Consider the following 19857-nt stretch of genomic DNA (forward strand, 5'->3'; position numbering starts at 1 on the left):
AAAAGGTTTTAAACCGGCATTGATTTGCGGATGGCGCTCAGCAGCGTCTGCGCGCCTGTGGAAAGCGGGGTATCTACCCGGGTCAAAATACCAATAGGTTCACCGGCGCCGGGGGCCGTTACCGGAAGAGCGGTCAGCGTGCCCTGGCGCAAATCATCTTTCACCGCCCCGGAGGGAACGAACCAGACGTAGTCATAGTCGAGCGTGAGCTGGCGTGAAAGCGAGGCCGACAGCGTTTCGATGCACCCTGAGGGCAGCGTACACCCCTGCATTTGCAGCAAGGTTTCGGCGGTCTGACGTGGGACGGTCCCTTTCGGGCACACCACCACCGGCCACTCCATCACGCGGCTTAACGTCACCGTGTCCTGCAGCAGAGGGTGATCGGGACGAACCACCAGCTTCAGGGATTCCAGGAACAGCAGTTCGTAATTGAGACCCCCCATCAGTTCAGGATCGGACATGCGGCCGATACCGATATCCAGCTCGCCCGATTTCAGCCCTGCGAGCAGCATGGTGTTATTCATGGTGGCAACCTGGATCGTGGTATGCCGTTGCTGCTTGTGGAACTGGCCAATCACCGGCGGAAGAATGCCGAGCGCGGCGGTAGGCAGGGCCCCGACGCGGACGACCTCGCTGCTGTGCTCTTCTTTTCGATGCAGGGACTGGCCTGCGGTATTGAGCGCATCCAGCACCTTAACGGCGTGCGTCAGGAACTGTTCGCCGACGATGGTAAGCTGCGCGCCCAGCCGACCGCGGTCAAAAAGACGGGCGCCGGTCAGCTGTTCCAGCTCGTTGAGGGTTTTCGAGAGCGCAGGCTGGCTCAGGTTAAGAGTTTCAGCCGCACGCCCCAGCGTTCCCTGTTGAGCGACGGCCACAAATGTATGCAAATGGCGCAAGCGTATGCGCTGACTGAACAGACCATTTTTTTCCATAGGCGATGTTAAAAACAGAGCGATGCGGGTGACAAGTTAAGTTGTTTAATTTTGATAACCTGATAGCAAAATATTTTTAACATTTGATCTGTTTGAGTTACAACATGTTTTTCGTCAGGGGAATAAGAGCGAACATCCTTGTTCATTTATTGCTCATTGCTGAGGGGAAAGGGTTATGCGGTTAGATTACCCCGTCACCGCCGTCAGAACACCACACCTGGCCGGACGTAAATGAACATTCATCCGAGGCCAGCGTGACGTACAGCGGGGCAATCTCGACGGGCTGACCCGGACGTCCCAGCGGCGTATCTCCGCCAAACTCCTTCACTTTTTCCATCGGCTGGCCGCCGCTGGACTGCAGCACCGTCCAGTAGGGACCGGGAGCGACCGCGTTGACGCGAATGCCTTTCGGACCCAGCTGCTTGGCTAAGGATTTGGTAAATACCGCCAGACAGGCTTTCGTCTGGGCGTAGTCCAGCAGCACCGGGCTGGGCTTCACCGCCTGAACAGAGGAGGTATTAATGATCACGGACGAGGCTTTCAGGTGGCGCAGAGCCGCCTTCGTGATCCAGAAAGGCGCGTACACGTTAGTTTTAAACGTCGCGTCAAAATCTTCGGTGGTCAGCTCTTCAAGCGATTCACGGAACTGCTGACGACCGGCGTTGTTGATCAGAATATCCAGCCCGCCCAGCTTCGAGACGGCTTCTTCGACCAGATTCTGGCAGAAGGTTTCGTCCCGGACGTCCCCCGGCAGCGCGACGGCATTCCGCCCTTCGGCTTTGATCAGGTCGATAACCTCAGCGGCGTCTTTTTCCTCTTCAGGTAGGTAGTTAATCGCCACGTCCGCGCCTTCGCGGGCATAGGCGATGGCTACAGCGCGACCGATACCCGAGTCACCGCCGGTGATCAGCGCTTTTTTGCCCGCCAGGCGGCCATGCCCTTTATAGCTGGTTTCCCCGTGGTCGGGTACGGGCTGCATTTCGGATGCCAGTCCCGGTGGCGTTTGTGGCTGTTCCGGGAACGGGGGCTGCGGGTAAGCGTTCGTACGTTGTTTAGTATCACTCATAGCTGACTCCTTAAGCCAAGGGGTGAGATTTGATGGATAACTGCAGCGTTAACGCTTCGCTGAATTATTTCTGCAAACGATCAACACGGACGACGGCAGGGGATGATTTTTTATCAAGCGAACCGTTGATACTGATCATCTGGTCGGGTTTTACCGTTCTGCCGTCGAAGACTGCCTGGGGAATAATAACGTCGATTTTTCCGGTTTTATCCTGAAATACAAACTTATCGCCGCTACCATCAATAAGATTACCGCGTAATGAAATGGTCGCACCGTCGTGCAGTTGTTTTGCCTGATCGATGGTCATAATACGCGCATCATCGGTTCCGCGATATCCGCTATCCAGCGCATGGGGTGGCGGCGGAGCTTCACCTTTTTGTAACCCGCCGTTATTATCTGCGAAGGCGGCCGGAACCAGAAATATCATAAAAGCGGAAATAAGTGATAATTTCATCGGATATCCTTCATTTTGGGTGTCTTGACTTATTAAGTATTGTTGCTATTTCTTTATGTGGCAAATGTGATAAGTCCTAAAAACATTCGCGTGAAAAATCAAACTTATCGGATAATAAGCGAAACGGTGACGATGACCATGAAGCGTGAAAATGAAAAGTTGCCCGGGATAGATGAGAGTTATCGCTTTCTGACGTTTGAATACGCGTTTCGTCAGGTGGGTTTTATTGTTCTGCTGGCTATTATCATCGCCGCTATCGCCGGTCTGTTTTCAAGCGGGTGGGTCAGCGATACGGTTAAAACCAATTCCGCTAAATCACTGACCATAAGCTATGAACGGTTTGGCCGCCGAGAGACGGAGACGCGAATGGAGCTGTCGTTCCCGGTGCGAACAGAGGGAAAGTATGTTCTCAGCATGGCCAGCGAGAGCAGCGATGTTTACGAGCCTGGCAGCGTCTGGCCGCAGCCGGACAGCATGTTCAGCCGTGGCAAGACCCTCTATTTTGTCTATAACAACCTGAAAAAGTCAGACCTCTTCGCGGTGTTACTTTTCACCACGCCTTCGAGAGCCGGTAAATGGAACACGACCGTTCGTGTAAACAACGAACCGGAGATAACCCTCTGGCAATTTATTTACCCCTAGGAGGCTGATATGGATATGGTCTTTCGTGCGCTGGCGATTTATCTGTTCCTCGTGGTGGTATTTAAAGTGGCCGGGCGGCGTGCGCTGCTGCAGATGACCAGCTTCGATCTCATTCTGCTCCTGATAATTAGTGAAGCTACGCAGCAGGCGCTTCTCGGGCAAGATTTTTCCGTCACCGGTGCGATGATTACGATTACCACCCTGGTGGTAGTGGATATTATTTTTGGCCTTATGAAGAAGTATTTTTCCCCGGTGGAGAATATTCTGGACGGCACTCCCGTGATTCTGGTGGAAAACGGCGTACCCCTGGCGGATAAACTCAAAAAGGTCGATGTCTCTTGCGATGATATTCTGGTGTCAGCGCGTCAAAATAATGGTATTACCGAAATAAGCCAAATTAAATATGCCATACTTGAGCGCAATGGACATATTTCAATCATTCCTTTCGAGAAATAAGAGGCGAAAAGATGAGCAATCTTTTTCACGACAACAATTATACCGTGGGTGAACTGACGAAAAAACTGGCGAGCAAATTAACCGATCTCGGGCTTCGCTTAACCACGGCGGAATCCTGCACCGGCGGAAAGCTATCGGTAGCACTTTGCGCCGAAGAGAACACGGCCGATTTTTATGATGTTGGCCTGGTCGTATTCAGCGACGAAGCCAAAGCGCGGATCCTCGGCGTTCGTCCTGAGACGCTCGCGCGCTATACCGCCGTCAGTGAGCAGACGGTGACCGAGATGGCCGCCAGCATCCGCGACATCGCCAAGGCGGATATCAGTATCGCCATCAGCGGCTATGCTGGCCCGGAAGGGGGCGACGATGGCACGGCGGCGGGGACGGTCTGCTTTGCGTGGAACATCCAGGGCGAGACGCAAACCCGCACCGTACTTTTCTCCGGCGACTGTCAGGACGTGGTGGAAAAAGCGGTGCATTTTTCGCTGGCCGAGCTGGTGACAGCATTGTCGGACGGGCATAACGGTTGATTTCACGTGGAGGTTCTATGGCTGTCATAGTGATTACCGGTGGGACGGCGGGCGTGGGAAAAGCCACGGCGCTGCGCTTTGCAAAAGCAGGTTACGATGTCGGCCTCATCGCCCGCGATGAGGCAAGCCTGCACTCCACCCAGGAAGAGTTGCGCCGCTTCGGCGTAAATGCACACGCCGTGCAGGCTGACGTCGCCGACAGTCAGGCGGTGGTGGACGCGGCTAACGACATTGAGTATCGCCTCGGCGCGATTGATGTCTGGGTTAACAATGCCATGGGAGCCGTGCTGGCACCGTTTCGCACCCTTACGCCGGACGAGTTTCGTCGCGTGACTGAGGTGACGTACCTCGGCTACGTGAACGGTACCCGCGCGGCGCTCGAGCTTATGGTTCCGCGCGACAGGGGGGTGATTATCCAGGTAGGGTCCGCGCTGGCCTACCGTTCCATTCCCCTGCAGTCCGCCTACTGCGGGGCCAAAGCGGCGATCCGCGGGTTTACCGACGCGGTACGTACCGAGTTGATGCATGAGAACAGCCGGGTTCAGCTTTCGATGGTGCAGATGCCGGGGCTTAACACGCCGCAGTTTGAATGGGCAAGGAACAAGTTCGCGTGGGCGATGCGTCCGGTACCGCCGGTGTTCGAGCCTGAAGTCGCCGCCAGCGCCATCTTCAGGGTGGCGCAAAAGCCGGTGCGTGAGCTGTGGGTAGGCAGCAGCACCATCCAGTCGATTGTCGGGCAGTTCCTCTTCCCGGGGTTTCTGGACCGGCTGATGGTGAAGAAAGCCTGGGAAGGTCAGATGACGGACGATCTGAACGCGCCGGACCGCCGGGATTATCTCGACCAGCCGGTTAACGACCTGCACAGAATCCATGGCCGTTTCACTGACGAAGCGAAAACCCGCGCGACGTCCGTCACCTCCGGTATGCCGGGCAAAGTGGCGTTAGGGGGGCTGGCGTTGGCGGGGATTGTATTAACGCGTTTGCTCACCCGCCGGAAACCGTAATCAGCGCAGCGCGCTGCGGTGCGTCCAGAACCAGCGATAGCCGTAGCCGCCAAGGCTGAGCTCGACGGTTTTACCGCAAACCAGCGCGTCATCGTAGCGTTTGTCCGCAAGACAGGCGGTCCAGGTGGCGTTGCGGATCCCCTTGACGGTGAACCGTACCGGCTGGTCGCTGAAGTTAACAAAGGTCAGGATGCTGCGTTCTTCGGTCTCGTAATAGATCCCCAGCACCGCGTCACTATCGATCGTGAGGAGCCGAAAGGGCGCAACGGCGATTTCGGGGAACTCCGAGCGGGTATTGGCGATATCAATGATCCGGTGCAGAAGCGAGTTGCGGTGGAGCAGCGAATCGGCGACGTTGATTTTCTGATAGCGATAAGGGCCGTGGTTGATAATCGGCGCGATAAATTTTTCCGGATCGGCCGCTGAGAAACCGCCGCCTTGCGATCCCGCCCACTGCATCGGCGTGCGGACGGCGTAGCGCTCCTCCAGTTCGAGGTCATCCCCCATGCCAATCTCGTCGCCGTAGCGCATCACCGGAACGCCAGGCAGGGAAAAGAGTACCGCGTGGCAGAACGCCAGCCGTTTCAGATCGCCGTTGAGCATCGGGGCCAGGCGACGGCGGATCCCGCGCTGATAGACGTTCATCTCGTCGTCAGGGGCGAAGGTATCGAGGACAAACTGTTTGTCTTTCTGGCTGATGCCCTCCAGATCCAACTCGTCGTGATTGCGCAGCCAGTTGGCAAAACAGCATGAATCGGGCGGGACGATCATCTTCTTCACCGCGTTGCGCAGCGGGCGGGCGCTTTTTCGGGCCAGGCTGACGTAAAAATATTTGTTGAGCCAGAAATTGAGCACCAGATTCAGGCGGTCATTATTGCCAAAGTAGTCCTGATAGGCCTCCACCTCGACGTCCACTTCACCCAGCAGGATCGCCTCCGGATTATGCTCCTCAATAAGACGGCGCATATGCTCGAGGATCCACAGACCCTTTTTTTCATTACCGTTTCCCGCCTGCGTGGTCAGGTGGGAGGCGGCATCCAGGCGGAACCCCGATACGCCCAGCTTGAGCCAGAAGAGGATGATGTTCTCAATCTCTTTCAGCACCGCGGGTGAGGTCAGGTTCAGGTCCGGTTCATGGCGATAGAACATGTGCCGGTAGTATTGTCCCGCCTCGTCGTCCCAGCTCCAGATGCTCTCCTCCACGCCGGGAAACATCGGGGGCGTATCGTCCTCGTCAGTATCTGACCAGAGGTAGTAATCCCGGTAGGGTGACGCCGGGTTACGGCGGGCCTGCTGGAACCAGGGGTGCGCGTCGGAGGTGTGCTGGATCAGCAGCTCAATAATGACCTGCATGCCCAGCTCGCGGGCCTGTTCGATAAGGGCAATGATATCGGCCAGCTTTCCGAAGCGGGGGTCCACCTGGAGATGGTCGCTGACGTCATAGCCTTCATCGAGAAAGGGGGTGAGGTAAAATGGGGTGATCCAGATAACCGTCGCTCCCATCCGGCGAATGTAGCGCAGCTTGGCCGCTATCCCGGCGATGTCTCCGCAGCCATCGCCGTTCAAATCATAAAAGAGTGCGGTATCAATCTGGTAAATAATGGCCCGTGTATGCCAGTCCGTCATAGCGTTCCTCAGTGATAGCCTTCAGTATCCGAGACCTTGCCCCGGAAAACGTAGTAGCTCCAGGCGGTGTACACCAGGATCACCGGAATAATCAGTAACGTCCCAACCAGCATAAACAGCTGGCTGGCAGGCGGGGCTGCGGCCTCCCACAGGGTGATGCGTGGCGGAATAATATTTGGCCAGAGGCTGATGCCTAGCCCGCTAAACCCGAGGAAGATCAGCCCCAGCGTCAGCAGGAAAGGGCGAGAGTGGCTGTCCGGATTGCGGGTCAGGCGCCAGATCAGCACGCTGAAGATACCGACCAGCAGAGGAACCGGCAGGAACCAGAAGAAGTTGGGCAGGGTAAACCAGCGGTCGGCGACGTACTGCCAGCCGAGCGGCGTCCAGACGCTGACTACCGCGATAACCACCATCAGCGCCAGCAGCACGTGGCGGGTCAGCTCGCGCATGCGTTGTTGCAGCGCGCCTTCGCTTTTCATAATGAGCCAGGTGGTGCCCAGCAGCGTGTAGGCGACGACCAGACCGATGCCGCAGAAAAGGTTAAAGGGGGTGAGCCAGTCCAGCGCCGAGCCGACAAAGCGTCGGCCCTCCACGTCAAAGCCGTTGATCACCGCCCCCACCACCACGCCCTGGCTAAAGGTGGCGAGCAGGGAGCCGCCGGCAAAGGAGTAGTCCCAGAACCGGCGGTGTGAGGGTGTGGCTTTGAAGCGGAACTCAAAGGCGACGCCGCGAAAAATAAGGCCGATCAGCATTGCGGTGAGGGGGATCGTCAGCGCATCAATAATGACCGCGTAGGCCAGCGGAAACGCGCCGAAAAGCCCCGCACCGCCGAGCACCAGCCAGGTCTCGTTGCCGTCCCAGACGGGCGCTACGCTGTTGACCATCACATCGCGCTCTTTCGCATCGCCCACGAAGTTAAACAGCAGGCCAATGCCCAGATCGAAGCCATCCATAATGATGTACATCAGCGTGGCAAACACGATAATGGCAAACCAAATCACTGAGATATCGACGCCCATCAGATTCTCTCCTCTTCCGGAACAGACTCCGCGGCAGACAGCGGACGGGCAGGCGTGCCCGAGGTGTTTGACGTCAGCGTCTCGACGGGCTGAGGTCCTTTCTTAATCAGCCGGATGAGATAAACATAGCCCACGCCAAATACGGATGAGTAGACAACGAAGAACGCCAGCAGGCTGATGCTCATCTGCAGGGTGCTGTGCAGCGATACCGCGTCGATGGTGCGTAGGTAGCCATAGACGACCCACGGCTGACGCCCCACTTCGGTGGTCACCCATCCGGCGAGCAGCGCCAGCAGCCCGGCCGGCCCCATGCAGAGGGCAAACCACTGGAACGGACGCGACTGGTAAAGTCGATGGCGATAGCGTAGCCAGAGGCTGACAAGACCGAGAGTAATCATCAGCAGTCCCATCCCGACCATCACGCGGAACGACCAGAAAACGATGGTCGAGTTTGGGCGATCCTCTTTCGGGAAGTCTTTCAGCGCCGGGACCTGCTTGTCCAGACTGTGCGTCAGGATCAGGCTGCCGAGCGCGGGGATTTCCAGGCCGTATTTGGTGCGCTCTTCCTCCATATCCGGCAGACCAAACAGCAGCAGCGGGGTAGCCTCGCCGGGGGGATTTTCCCAGTGGCCCTCAATGGCGGCAATTTTTGCTGGCTGATGTTCAAGCGTGTTCAGGCCGTGCATATCGCCCACCACCGCCTGAATGGGCGCGACCAGCAGCGCCATCCACATCGCCATCGAAAACATGGTGCGAACGGCGGGCGTATCGTTACCGCGCAGCAGATGCCATGCCCCCGATGCTCCGACAAACAGCGCGCTGCTCAGAAACGCGGCGATAGCCATATGAATAAGACGGTAAGGGAAGGAAGGGTTAAAGACGATGGCCAGCCAGTCCTGCGGGATCACCTGGCCGTTCTCGATAGTAAAACCCTGTGGCGTGTGCATCCAGCTGTTGGAGGCGAGGATCCAGAAGGTCGACATCAGCGTGCCGAGCGCCACCATGCAGGTCGAAAAGAAGTGCAGCCCCGGGCCGACCTTGTTCCAGCCGAACATCATGACACCAAGGAATCCGGCCTCCAGGAAGAAGGCGGTTAATACCTCGTAGGTCAGAAGTGGACCGGTAATGCTGCCCGCGAACTGGGAGAACCCGCTCCAGTTGGTGCCAAACTGATACGCCATTACCAGCCCGGAAACGACGCCCATGCCGAAGTTAACGGCAAATATCTTTAGCCAGAAGTGGTATAACGATCGCCAGACGTCGTTTTTGGTGCGCAGCCACATGCCCTCCAGCACCACCAGGTAGCTGGCGAGACCGATGGTGATCGCGGGAAACAGGATGTGGAACGAGACGGTAAAAGCGAACTGAATTCTGGCCAGATGAAACGCATCGAGTTCGAACATGGTCCGTACCTCTGAGACGATGGGGCACGCGAATTGCCGGGCAGTTCAGGCCTGCCCGGCAAACCGATTACGGTTTAGTCTTTCCGGCACCCAGCTCGGCACCGGTCAGCGGGTCGGAATGTGGATCGGATTTCGTGCGGGCAGACATCGCCTTGACCAGTGTTGCCTGCTCGGTTGTGAGCGTAACGCTGGCACTGCCATCGCCGCCATCCACCGCAGGCTGGGGGGACTCAACGTAATCGAAGTGTTTATCGCTGTTCCAGCTTCCGCGAACCTCTCCACCTTCAGACATATTGTAGTACTTGTTGGTGAATTCCTCGATTGGCGGCAGTTTTCCCGGCGGGAAATTATTACGGATGGACTGCAGCGCCTTCTCAAAGGAGAGCTGATGCGCCGCCTCACGCGTCATCAGAAACGCCAGCGCGTCCTTAACGCCGGGATCGTCAGTCACGTTGATCAGCCGTTCATAGATGATTTTCGCTCTGGCCTCGGCCGCCACGTTTGAACGCAGGTCCGCCGTCGGCTCGCCGATGGTGTCGACGTAGGCCGCCGTCCAGGGCACGCCTGCCGAGTTGGTGAGCGGGGTACCGCCGCCGTAGAGCAGGGAGGTGATGTGGCTGTCATTGCCGTTTTCGGTCATGGAGCGATACAGCTCGGCCTCATTTTCCACCCCTTCCGCCAGCGCGCCCTTGGCACCTTTATTCAGCATACCGACCAGGGTACCGATGATTTCGAGATGGCTTAACTCCTCGGTCGCGATATCCATCAGCATATCCTTGCGGCCCGGATCGTCATCGCTCAACCCTTGCGTAAAGTAGCGGCAGGCGGCGGCCAGTTCACCCTGCGGTCCGCCAAATTGTTCCAGTAAAAGGTTGGCCAGGCCGGGATTCGGTTCGGCGACGCGAACCGTGTATTGCAGCTGTTTGACGTGTCGAAACATAGGCACTCTCCTGTGGATTATTTTTTCGCTTCGACACCCGATGCGTCTGAGCGCAGCAGGAACTGTTCCGTCGTTTGCGGGATATGGCGAATCAGCCAGTCGGCCATTTCGCGCTCTTCTGCGAGGATCGTCTCAATAGCGGGTATCGAAGCGGTGTCCCCGGCTTTTTTGGCCGCTGCCAGCAGGGAGGTATAGCAGGCGATTTCAAACTGTTCGAAAACATATCCGCTGATCGAGCCCTTCACGATTTCGTCTGAAGGGAACATGCCGCCGATGGATTGCCCCAGCGCCGCCATTTTGCTCATCGAGTCTTTTAAGACCGAACGAGAAATATCATTACGGTCGAGGATTTCCTCCAGCAATGTGATTTGCCGTTTTGTCTCATTAATATGCTGTTCAATTCTGGCGCGAACATCAGGATAATTATCGATACGGCTGGCCATGGATTCCAGCATAGATTCGGCTTGCTTTTCCATCGCATGGGCATCGCGTAGCCAGTCATGGTAGTGTTCTACGTGATTCATCATTGTATCCTCATTAGGGGTTCGCTTATTTGGTCTCACTTTCAGCAGCCTGATCGGCACGTGCAGCACTGTAGCCAGATAAATGGCCGACAATATTGGCATAGATACTGATGATAATGACCCATAGCACGCTGTTCTTCCACCATATTACGGAAGGGATAGCGAGTATGAACCATATTATAGCTGCCGTTAAATGGCACCGTTTAATTGTCCTGGGACTGATGCTCATTTTATTTAACCTGTGTTATTGCGTCATTTCTGCGCTTTTTGGTTAATATTTCCAACGGCCAGGTCGGTGAGTTTAAGGTCGGTCTCTTTTTCTTCTTCCAGCGTTTCGGCAAGAAGTTTAACGGCTTTTTTATAGCCCAGTTGTTCTGCTAATGTGGCAAGGGTACCGTAGCTGGCTATTTCGTAATGCTCAACTTTTTGTGCAGCAGCAATTAACGCGGCATCACGCACTTCATTTTTTTCCGTGCTTTCGATGACTTCGTTGGCTTCTTCAATTAAGCCTTCCATCGCCACGCATTTCATGCGTTTGATCTTAATACCGTCTTCCTGCTCGACGATCTGGTCGATACGCTCAATCTGACCCTGCGTTTCTTCAAGGTGTGCGGTAAAGGCGGCACTCAGCTTCTCGCTGGAGGCGGCACGAGCAAGTTTACTTAACGCTCGGGTAAGCTGCTTTTCTGCGCTGTAGGTATCCGATAGAAGATGAATAAATACATCCTCAACACTTTTCATATTCATAATAATTACGCTCCGGTAAAATAATGAAAGGGTACTGCGAGCTTTTCAGCCCGCAGCATGCTCTCTGGTTTTATTAAAAGAGTACTAAATAAGATCAGGAGTTATCAGACTTACGGCCTCCGCCGTGACTGTTCTGTCCCCCTTTCTTACCCGCTTCAGATGCGCGTTGCGGATCGTTTTTAAAATTACCACCGCTGTGCTGGCCACCTTTACGTCCAGCTTCTGATGCTTTTTCACGGTCTTCAGCGAAATTACCGGAACCACCACGATGCTCTGCCATATTAAACCTCATAGTCATATATTGGTTATGTCAGTACGATACGAAAATATTCCGTATCACTCGTCGTTCGAGTAATAACTCTAGTCGCTGTGCGTCATCCGTCAAATGCGTTTTGCTATTTGCGGCTGCGTTATTTTTAAATATTTGTAAATTTACGCTTCGCTTGAAATGGAAATATGGATAGGCAGGAAGGACTTGTAAACAACCATTCAGATTAATCCTAACTTAGAGCTAAAAATTTGAAAGGTGAGGATAAAAATAATGGCGAACTCAAATTGGTTGATTTGTAGTCAGGGGAAAATAAAAAATACTCCTTTATAGCTAGAAAGCGAAACCCTAAATAATTATAAGGAAAATCCTGGATAAAAGCGTTCAGGTCGAAAGGGCGGTTTCGTTCGGACCTGTTCAGGGGCTAGTAGCACACGGTTTGACCACTGTCGTCTTAAGATCACAAATCAGAAATTCTTCCCCCCGGAAGGAACGGGTTTCTCTACACTCCAGGTAATATTCACTGGAGGCATGACATCATGGCGAACACCATCACGGCTGATGACATTCGGGAACACTTTTCGCAGGCTATGTCGGCGATGTACCAGCAGGAAGTTCCGCAGTATGGCACCTTGCTCGAACTGGTTGCGGACGTAAACCTGGCGGTGCTGGAAAATAACCCACTATTACATGAACAACTGGCAAACGCCGATGAGCTTGCGCGCCTGAACGTGGAGCGTCACGGGGCGATCCGCGTTGGCACAGCACATGAACTTTCAACCCTGCGTCGTATGTTTGCCATTATGGGGATGTACCCGGTCAGCTATTACGATCTCTCCCAGGCGGGGGTGCCGGTCCACTCAACGGCGTTTCGCCCGATCGATGATGCGGCGCTGTGCCGTAATCCGTTCCGTATCTTTACGTCGCTGCTGCGCCTTGAGCTAATTGACAACGTCGCGCTGCGCGAACGGGCGGCGGAAATCCTCTCTCACCGGAACATCTTTACCCCGCGCTGCCTGGCGCTGCTCGATCTGTATGAATCTGAGGGGCAGTTTACTGACGAACAGGCGCACGAGTTTGTGCAGGAAGCGCTGGAAACCTTCCGCTGGCACCGTCATGCGACGGTCGATCAGGAAACCTATCAGGCGCTGCATAACGAGCATCGCCTGATTGCCGACGTGGTCTGCTTCCCGGGCTGCCATATTAACCACCTCACGCCGCGCACGCTGGATATTGACCGGGTGCAGGAGCTGATGCCGAAGTACGGTATCGAGCCGAAAATTTTGATTGAAGGGCCGCCGCGTCGCGAGGTGCCCGTCCTGCTGCGTCAAACCAGCTTTAAAGCCCTGGAAGAGCCGGTGCTGTTTGCCGGGGAACATAAGGGCACCCACACTGCGCGCTTCGGTGAGATTGAGCAGCGCGGCGTGGCGCTGACCCCGAAAGGGCGTGAACTGTACGATAGCCTGCTTTCCCAGGCCGGTACCGGCAAAGATAACCTGACGCATCAGCTGCATCTGCGGGAGATCTTTAGCACCTTCCCGGACAGTGAACTGCTAATGCGCCGTCAGGATCTGGCGTATTTCCGCTACCGTCTGACGCCTGCGGGTGAAGCGCATCGCCATGCGTTCCGGCCGGGCGATGATCCGCAGCCGCTAATCGAGCGCGGATGGGTGGTCGCTCAGCCGATCACCTACGAAGATTTCCTCCCGGTTAGCGCCGCCGGGATATTCCAGTCCAATCTCGGGAATGAAACCCAGGCCCGTAGCCACGGCAACGCCAGCCGCGATGCGTTTGAAGACGCTCTGGGCTGCCCGGTGTATGACGAGTTCACGCTCTACCAGGAGGCTGAAACCCGCAGCAAACAGCGTTGCGGTTTGCTCTGAAATCGTTACTCTGCTGGGGTGTGATGGAAAAAATAAGGTCGTTATGCAAAATCCTTCCGCCCCTGTGGTTGATACGCGCCAGGGCGCACTGTCTGGTTTAACCGATGAAAATGTCCACGTCTGGTGCGGCATTCCCTACGCCGCACCGCCCGTGGGCGAGTGGCGCTGGCGCTCCCCGCGGCCCCCTGAGCCGTGGGATGGCGTTCGCCAGGCTACTACCTTTTCGGCCTCAAGCTGGCAAAGCAGCGAATATTGTCAGGAGCTGGGCGGGGGCGATCCCGGTCAGTTCTCGGAAGACTGTCTTTATCTGAACGTCTGGTCCCCCAAAGAGCGCGCCGGGGCGCTTCCGGTTATGGTCTGGCTGCACGGGGGCGGGTTTACGATTGGCGCAGGCGGCCTGCCGCCTTATAACGGCAAATCGCTGGCCACACGCGGGGTGGTTGTGGTGACGATCAACTACCGTCTCGGCCATCTCGGCTTTTTCGCCCATCCCGCGCTGGAAGGCGAGGAAGATCGCGTGGTGCATAATTTTGCCCTGCTGGATCAGATCGCGGCCCTCGAATGGGTTAGGGACAATATCACCGCATTTGGTGGCGACCCCGCTAACGTGACCCTGTTTGGCGAATCCGCCGGTGCGCGCAGCGTGCTCTCTCTGCTGGCATCGCCCCTGGCGGCTGACTTGTTCAACAAGGCGATTGTGCAAAGCGGGTATACCTTGCCGGACACGCCGCGTGAACAGGCGCTGCAAAAAGGGGAGGCGCTGGCCGCCCATTTTGGCCTGGAGAAGGCGACTGCTGAGCAGCTGCGCGCCATTCCGCCGGACGCGTTCTGGCCGTTAACCGCGCCGCTGAACGTCGCCCCGGCGCCCATCGTCGGGGACTGCGTTCTGCCCGAAGCGATGCTGGACGTCTTTTTCGCTGCCCGCCAGCATCCCGTACCGGTGATGATTGGGTCGAACAGCGATGAGGCCAGCGTGATGGCGGTGTTTGGCATCGATCTCGCCGGGCAAATCCAGAAGCTCCGCCGGGAGCGACGCTTCGGGCTGGGGCTGATTAAGCTGCTCTATCCGGGCGTCAAAGGCGATGAGGAGTTGGGCAGGCAGGTGTGCCGCGACATGGCGTTCACCACGATGGGCTATGTCGTGATGCAGGCGCAGCAGCGCGTCGGCGGACTGTGCTGGCGTTACTGGTTTGACTATGTTGCGGAAGCGGAACATGCCACCTATATCAACGGCGCCTGGCACGGCAATGAAGTGCCCTACGTCTTCGATACCCTCGGCCAGGTTGAGCCTTCACGCCAGTATGTCAACGAACGGGATTTACAGTTTGCTGCGCAGGTCGCCGATTACTGGGTGAGCTTTGCGCGAGATGCAGGGCCTCGTGAGATCCTGCCAGGGCCGACGCACTGGCCCGCATGCCGAAAAGGGCGGGATGTTTTGTTACGCATTGGCGTGAATAAACATGCAGGTTTCCGGCTTGAAAACCGCTTTATGCGCGCCCGCATGAGCCTCTTCAAACGGGTAATGAAGCACCACGTCAGCCTCGATTAAGCAAACAGGCGCGAAACGCCGCCAGTCCATTTTCCTCCCCTGGCGTTTCGCGCAGCACCAGCCGGTAGCTCGCGCCGGTTTTTATGCTGGTTTCATAAGGCCGCATCAGTCTTCCCGCGCGGACATCTTCAGCCACCAGCGTTTCGTCGGCAATGGCCACGCCCAGCCCCTGAATGGCGGCCGTGATGGCGAGATCCATCGTGTCGAAGTGTTGATTTTTGTGCATGGCAAAGCCCGGACCTTCCTGTTTCGTCAGCCATAGCGACCAGTCTGTCTTATCCCTTGTTGGGTGCAGGAACGTCAGCGATCCCAGCGCTGCACCCGCCCGTACCGGACTTATCACCGGGGTGAGCGCCTCTTCGAACAGCAGGTCGCCTGCGCTCATGTGCGTACCGAACACGATGGCCGCGTCGTAAGATTCGGTTTTGAAATTGACGTTATGATCGGTGGTGGTGGTCAGGGCGATCTGCAGATCCGGCTGCTCACGCTCCACCTCCAGCAGGCGCGGCACCAGCCAGCGCATGGCACAGGTGGGCGCCTTGAGCCGGATCACGGTCTGCTGGCTGCGGGCCTGGTCGGCCACGGTCAGCAATTGTTCGAAAGCAGACTGCAGTTCCGGGAGCAGGGCGCTGCCTTGCGAAGAGAGGCGCAGGCCGCGTGCGTGGCGTTCAAAAAGCGGAAAGCCAAACCACGCTTCAAGGGAGGCTATTTTGCGGCTCACGGCCCCCTGCGTCAGGCAAAGTTCTGCGGCAGCATGGGTCAGATTCAGGTGACGCGCGGTGACTAAAAATGCGTCGATGGCATTAAGCGGGAGCGAACGGCGCGACATGGAAACACCTCAGCTATGCATTTTTCTCATGGCTATTATGACAACAATTCGATTGTCCCGACAACAGAGATGTTGTTTGAATAGTTATGCAATGTCCATGAGAAGGGAAAGAGGATGACTTTACTAACGCCAGTGCAAACGCGCTCTAAACTGCCCGATGTGGGCACCACCATTTTTACCGTTATCGGCCAGCTCTCGGCGCAGCATAACGCGATTAACCTTTCTCAGGGCGCACCGAATTTTTCCTGCGACCCGAAGCTTGTTGCGGGCGTTACCCGCGCAATGGAGGCGGGGCATAACCAGTATGCGTCGATGACCGGTCTGCAGCCGCTCAAAGAGCGCATTGCCGATAAAATTGCCACCCTATACGGCACGCGGTATGACCCGGCCAGCGAGGTGCTGGTGACCGCCAGCGCCAGCGAAGGGCTCTATTCGGCAATCAGCGGGCTGGTGCACCCGGGTGATGAGGTGATCTACTTTGAGCCGTCATTTGACAGCTACGCGCCGATTGTCCGTCTGCAGGGGGCAACGCCGATTGCCATCAAGCTCACCGTGCCGGATTTTGCCGTCAACTGGGACGAAGTCCGGGCTGCCATCTCCCCGCGCACGCGCATGATCATCATCAATACGCCGCACAACCCGAGCGGCCAGGTTTTTTCAGCCAACGACCTGCAGCAGCTGGCGGCGCTGACGCGCAATACCGACATCATTATTTTGTCTGACGAAGTGTATGAACACGTGGTGTTTGACGGTGAGCCGCACCACGGGATGGCCACGCACCCGCAGCTGGCGGAGCGTAGCGTGATTATTTCTTCTTTCGGAAAAACCTATCACGTCACCGGCTGGCGCGTGGGTTACTGTGTTGCACCGGCGGTGCTGATGGACGAGATTTGTAAGGTCCATCAATTTTTAATGTTTTCTGCCGATACGCCAATGCAGCACGCGTTTGCTGAACATATGGTCGACCCGCAAACCTGGCTGTCGCTGTCGGCGTTTTACCAGCGCAAGCGCGATCTGCTGCAGAGTCTGCTGGCCGATTCGCCGTTCACGCTGCTGCCCAGCGCCGGATCGTTCTTCATGCTGGCGGACTACAGCCAATTCAGCAACGAGCGCGACAGCGAGCTGGTGAAACGGCTTATCGTTGAGTACGGTGTAGCTACCATTCCGCTGTCGGCGTTTTATGCGGACGGTACGGATAATAAATTGATTCGTCTCTCTTTTGCGAAAGATGAGGCGACGTTACGGGCAGGTGCCCAAGCCCTGTGTCGGGTTAAACCACGCTGAGATAGGCTCTGAGGAGTTTGAGATGAAAATACGCGCGCTAGTTGTCGGCATGGGATTGCTGTGTACCTTTTCCTCCTTCGCGGCGTCCGAGCTGCGTTACGGTCTGGAAGCCGAATATCCGCCGTTTGAAAGCCGCAATGCGGCAGGCGAACTGGAAGGGTTTGACGTTGAGCTGGGGAATGCCATCTGCAAAGCGGCAGCGCTGAAGTGCAGCTGGGTGGAAACCTCGTTTGATGCGCTGATCCCGGGCCTGGTGGCGAAGAAATTCGACGCCATCAACTCGGCGATGAATATCACCGAGCAGCGCCGCAAGAGCATTGATTTTACCCAGCCGATTTACCGTATTCCGTCGCAGCTGGTCGGCAAGGCCGGCACGGCGGTTGAGGCAACCCCAGAAGGGCTGAAGGGGAAAACCATTGGCGTGCTGCAGGGCTCCATTCAGGAAACCTATGCCAAAGAGCACTGGGAAAAGCAGGGTGTCACCGTGGTGTCGTATAAAGATCAGAATATGGCCTGGGGCGATCTGCTGAATGGCCGTATCGACGCCTCGCTGGTCATGTCCGCGGCCGGACAGGCAGGTTTCCTCAGCAAGCCGCAGGGGAAAGGGTTTGGCTTCATCGGCAAGCCGGTGTCTGACGACACTATACTCGGCAGTGGGATCGGCTTTGGGTTGCGTAAAGGTGACGAGGCCACCAAAAAGCAGCTTGATGCCGCAATTGATAAAGTACGTGCCGACGGCACGATCGCCAAACTCGCTGATAAGTACTTCCCGGGTATCGATGTCAGCGTAAAATAACCGCCTCATTCGCCCCGTCAGCTGATGTCCTGACGGGGCATTTTTATACACATTTTCCAGGCTTTCTTTACACCACTTTCGGGCCGTTCTGGTCGACAGAAAATATTTCTCACTTTGTTCAGATAATCACCGGCCAACAATTGGATTCTTAACCATTTTTGTTTAGGCTGTGCGTTCTTTCTTGCCGTCATTTCGCCGAGCGCGAAACTCATTCACACGACCATAAGGACGTTTTTCCAGGCATGAATCGCAGACGTTTTCTAAAAGGCTCGCTGGCAGTGGCAGCCCTGAGCGGCACATCCGGCCTTGCTTCCCTGTTTTCCAAAGCGGCATACGCTGCTGACTCTGACATTGCTGACGGCCAGAGCCGTCGTTTTGACTTCTCCGTCCTGCAATCCATGGCGCATGACCTGGCGAAAACCCCGTGGGGTGGCGCGCCGCGCCCGCTGCCGGAGACGCTGGCCACGATGACGCCGCAGGCGTACAACGCCATCCGCTACGATGAAAAGCAGTCACTGTGGAACAACATTGAAGGGCGTCAGCTGGACGTGCAGTTCTTCCATATGGGAATGGGGTTCCGCCGTCGCGTGCGGATGTTCTCACTGGACCAGTCCACCGCTATGGCGCGCGAGATCCACTTCCGTCCGGAGCTGTTCAGCTACGGTGAAACGGGGGTGGATACCAAACAGCTGGAAGGGCAAAGCGATCTCGGCTTTGCGGGCTTCCGCGCGTTTAAGGCGCCGGAGCTGGCGCGTCGCGATATCGTCTCTTTCCTGGGCGCGAGCTATTTCCGCGCAGTGGATGACACTTACCAGTACGGCCTTTCCGCCCGCGGCCTGGCGGTAGATACCTTTACCGACACGCCGGAAGAGTTCCCGGACTTTACCTCCTTCTGGTTTGAGACCGTCAAGCCCGGCGACACGACCTTTACCGTCTATACGCTGCTGGATAGCCCGAGCATCACCGGTGCCTATAAATTCGTGATCCACTGCGAGAAGAGCCAGGTGATCATGGAGGTGGAAAACCACCTCTACGCGCGTAAGGACATCAAGCAGCTCGGCATTGCGCCGATGACCAGCATGTTCAGCTGCGGCAATAACGAACGCCGCATGTGTGACACTATTCACCCGCAAATCCATGACTCCGACCGCCTGGCGATGTGGCGCGGCAACGGGGAGTGGATCTGCCGTCCGCTGAACAACCCGCAGAAGCTGCAGTTCAATGCCTATATGGACAAAAACCCGAAAGGGTTCGGTCTGCTGCAGCTCGATCGCGATTTCTCGCACTATCAGGACGTGATGGGCTGGTACAACAAGCGTCCAAGCCTGTGGGTGGAACCGCGTAACGACTGGGGTAAAGGCGCGGTTGGCCTGATGGAGATCCCGACCACCGGTGAAACGCTGGATAACGTGGTCTGCTTCTGGCAGCCGGAAAAAGCCGTCAAAGCGGGCGACGAGCTGGACTTCAAATATCGCCTCTACTGGAGCGCGATGCCGCCGGTGCGCTCCCCGCTGGCCAACGTCTACGCCACCCGCACCGGCATGGGCGGCTTCCCGGAAGGCTGGGCACCGGGCGAAAACTACCCGAAAGTGTGGGCCCGTCGCTTTGCCATCGACTTCGTCGGTGGTGACCTGAAGGCCGCTGCGCCAAAAGGCATCGAGCCGGTGATTACGCTCTCCAGCGGTGAAGCGAAGCAGGTGGAGATCCTCTACGTTGAGCCGTTTGACGGCTATCGCATTCTGTTTGACTGGTACCCGACGTCAGATTCGACGGAACCGGTGGATATGCGCCTGTTCCTGCGCTGCCAGGGCGACGCCATCAGCGAAACCTGGCTGTACCAGTATTTCCCGCCAGCGCCGGATAAACGTCAGTACGTTGACGACCGGGTAATGCGTTAACTTTTGT

General features: G+C 56.5%; 21 protein-coding genes. 9 read left to right on the plus strand and 12 right to left on the minus strand.

Going from position 1 to position 19857, the window contains the following annotated elements; all coding sequences use genetic code 11:
* Nucleotides 1-8: 8 nt before the first annotated feature.
* The 3 genes from LJA86_RS06495 to LJA86_RS06505 form a co-directional block, all read right to left on the minus strand.
* Nucleotides 9-932, minus strand: a complete 924-nt coding sequence (locus LJA86_RS06495) for a LysR substrate-binding domain-containing protein (protein ID WP_045910501.1) — start codon at nucleotides 930-932, stop codon at nucleotides 9-11.
* A 181-nt stretch (nucleotides 933-1113) separates the two neighbouring features.
* Nucleotides 1114-1998 carry an SDR family oxidoreductase gene (locus LJA86_RS06500; protein WP_045910502.1) on the minus strand — a complete coding sequence of 295 codons (885 nt, stop codon included), beginning with the start codon at nucleotides 1996-1998 and terminating at the stop codon, nucleotides 1114-1116.
* Between the two features lie 64 nt (nucleotides 1999-2062).
* Nucleotides 2063-2452 (minus strand): YdeI family stress tolerance OB fold protein, encoded by a 390-nt coding sequence (locus LJA86_RS06505; RefSeq protein ID WP_045910503.1) that lies wholly within the window; start codon nucleotides 2450-2452, stop codon nucleotides 2063-2065.
* A 138-nt stretch (nucleotides 2453-2590) separates the two neighbouring features.
* Here LJA86_RS06505 and LJA86_RS06510 point away from each other — a divergent pair, with 138 nt between their 5' ends.
* Genes LJA86_RS06510 through LJA86_RS06525 form a run of 4 tightly spaced genes read left to right on the plus strand, consistent with a single transcriptional unit; the run spans nucleotide 2591 to nucleotide 5084 of the window.
* On the plus strand, nucleotides 2591-3094 hold the full coding sequence (locus LJA86_RS06510; RefSeq protein WP_229225843.1) for a hypothetical protein: 504 nt from the start codon (nucleotides 2591-2593) through the stop codon (nucleotides 3092-3094).
* A gap of 9 nt (nucleotides 3095-3103) precedes the next feature.
* Entirely contained in the window at nucleotides 3104-3550 is a 447-nt protein-coding gene (locus tag LJA86_RS06515) for a DUF421 domain-containing protein (RefSeq protein ID WP_008502280.1), read from the plus strand.
* 11 nt (nucleotides 3551-3561) lie between these two features.
* A complete protein-coding gene (locus tag LJA86_RS06520; RefSeq protein WP_223540476.1) occupies nucleotides 3562-4080 on the plus strand; it encodes a 2-oxo-tetronate isomerase in 519 nt (172 codons plus the stop codon).
* 17 nt (nucleotides 4081-4097) lie between these two features.
* A complete protein-coding gene (locus tag LJA86_RS06525) occupies nucleotides 4098-5084 on the plus strand; it encodes an SDR family oxidoreductase (RefSeq protein WP_048030528.1) in 987 nt (328 codons plus the stop codon).
* On the opposite strand, the gene LJA86_RS06530 is transcribed toward LJA86_RS06525, so the two are convergent.
* The 8 genes from LJA86_RS06530 to LJA86_RS06565 all read right to left on the minus strand — a co-directional run bounded on the left by LJA86_RS06530 (nucleotide 5085) and on the right by LJA86_RS06565 (nucleotide 11623).
* On the minus strand, nucleotides 5085-6710 hold the full coding sequence (locus LJA86_RS06530; protein WP_229225844.1) for an alpha-amylase family protein: 1626 nt from the start codon (nucleotides 6708-6710) through the stop codon (nucleotides 5085-5087).
* A gap of 8 nt (nucleotides 6711-6718) precedes the next feature.
* Nucleotides 6719-7729, minus strand: a complete 1011-nt coding sequence (cydB, locus tag LJA86_RS06535) for a cytochrome d ubiquinol oxidase subunit II (RefSeq protein ID WP_048030525.1) — start codon at nucleotides 7727-7729, stop codon at nucleotides 6719-6721.
* Complete coding sequence (locus LJA86_RS06540; RefSeq protein ID WP_223540478.1) at nucleotides 7729-9132, minus strand: cytochrome ubiquinol oxidase subunit I; 1404 nt, start codon at nucleotides 9130-9132, stop codon at nucleotides 7729-7731. The genes cydB and LJA86_RS06540 overlap by 1 nt, the downstream gene beginning before the upstream one ends.
* Nucleotides 9133-9199: 67 nt before the next feature.
* Nucleotides 9200-10072 carry a manganese catalase family protein gene (locus tag LJA86_RS06545; protein ID WP_008502274.1) on the minus strand — a complete coding sequence of 291 codons (873 nt, stop codon included), beginning with the start codon at nucleotides 10070-10072 and terminating at the stop codon, nucleotides 9200-9202.
* A 17-nt stretch (nucleotides 10073-10089) separates the two neighbouring features.
* Entirely contained in the window at nucleotides 10090-10596 is a 507-nt protein-coding gene (locus LJA86_RS06550) for a ferritin-like domain-containing protein (protein WP_014883791.1), read from the minus strand.
* A gap of 25 nt (nucleotides 10597-10621) precedes the next feature.
* Complete coding sequence (locus LJA86_RS06555) at nucleotides 10622-10825, minus strand: hypothetical protein (protein ID WP_013096662.1); 204 nt, start codon at nucleotides 10823-10825, stop codon at nucleotides 10622-10624.
* 23 nt (nucleotides 10826-10848) lie between these two features.
* Nucleotides 10849-11343, minus strand: a complete 495-nt coding sequence (locus LJA86_RS06560) for a ferritin-like domain-containing protein (RefSeq protein ID WP_023311678.1) — start codon at nucleotides 11341-11343, stop codon at nucleotides 10849-10851.
* Nucleotides 11344-11437: 94 nt separating this feature from the next.
* Nucleotides 11438-11623, minus strand: a complete 186-nt coding sequence (locus LJA86_RS06565; protein WP_004150795.1) for a general stress protein — start codon at nucleotides 11621-11623, stop codon at nucleotides 11438-11440.
* A 527-nt stretch (nucleotides 11624-12150) separates the two neighbouring features.
* Here LJA86_RS06565 and LJA86_RS06570 point away from each other — a divergent pair.
* Nucleotides 12151-13494 (plus strand): VOC family protein, encoded by a 1344-nt coding sequence (locus LJA86_RS06570; protein ID WP_229225845.1) that lies wholly within the window; start codon nucleotides 12151-12153, stop codon nucleotides 13492-13494.
* A 43-nt stretch (nucleotides 13495-13537) separates the two neighbouring features.
* Nucleotides 13538-15043, plus strand: a complete 1506-nt coding sequence (locus LJA86_RS06575; protein ID WP_229225846.1) for a carboxylesterase/lipase family protein — start codon at nucleotides 13538-13540, stop codon at nucleotides 15041-15043.
* Here LJA86_RS06575 and LJA86_RS06580 read toward each other — a convergent pair.
* The gene (locus LJA86_RS06580) at nucleotides 15030-15872 is read right to left on the minus strand and encodes a LysR family transcriptional regulator (RefSeq protein WP_229225847.1); all 843 of its coding nucleotides are present in this window, start codon (nucleotides 15870-15872) and stop codon (nucleotides 15030-15032) included. The genes LJA86_RS06575 and LJA86_RS06580 overlap by 14 nt on opposite strands.
* A gap of 114 nt (nucleotides 15873-15986) precedes the next feature.
* On the opposite strand from LJA86_RS06580, the gene LJA86_RS06585 reads away from it, so the two are divergent.
* The 3 genes from LJA86_RS06585 (at nucleotide 15987) to LJA86_RS06595 (ending at nucleotide 19850) form a co-directional block, all read left to right on the plus strand.
* Nucleotides 15987-17156, plus strand: coding sequence for a pyridoxal phosphate-dependent aminotransferase (locus LJA86_RS06585; protein ID WP_229225848.1), 1170 nt, complete (start codon nucleotides 15987-15989; stop codon nucleotides 17154-17156).
* A gap of 22 nt (nucleotides 17157-17178) precedes the next feature.
* Nucleotides 17179-17952, plus strand: coding sequence for a transporter substrate-binding domain-containing protein (locus LJA86_RS06590; protein ID WP_048030514.1), 774 nt, complete (start codon nucleotides 17179-17181; stop codon nucleotides 17950-17952).
* Nucleotides 17953-18194: 242 nt separating this feature from the next.
* On the plus strand, nucleotides 18195-19850 hold the full coding sequence (locus tag LJA86_RS06595; protein WP_126533895.1) for a glucan biosynthesis protein D: 1656 nt from the start codon (nucleotides 18195-18197) through the stop codon (nucleotides 19848-19850).
* Nucleotides 19851-19857: the final 7 nt, after the last annotated feature.

Origin of the sequence: Enterobacter sp. TCD1-1 (assembly GCF_020567405.1) — a bacterium.
GTDB lineage: Bacteria > Pseudomonadota > Gammaproteobacteria > Enterobacterales > Enterobacteriaceae > Enterobacter > Enterobacter quasiroggenkampii.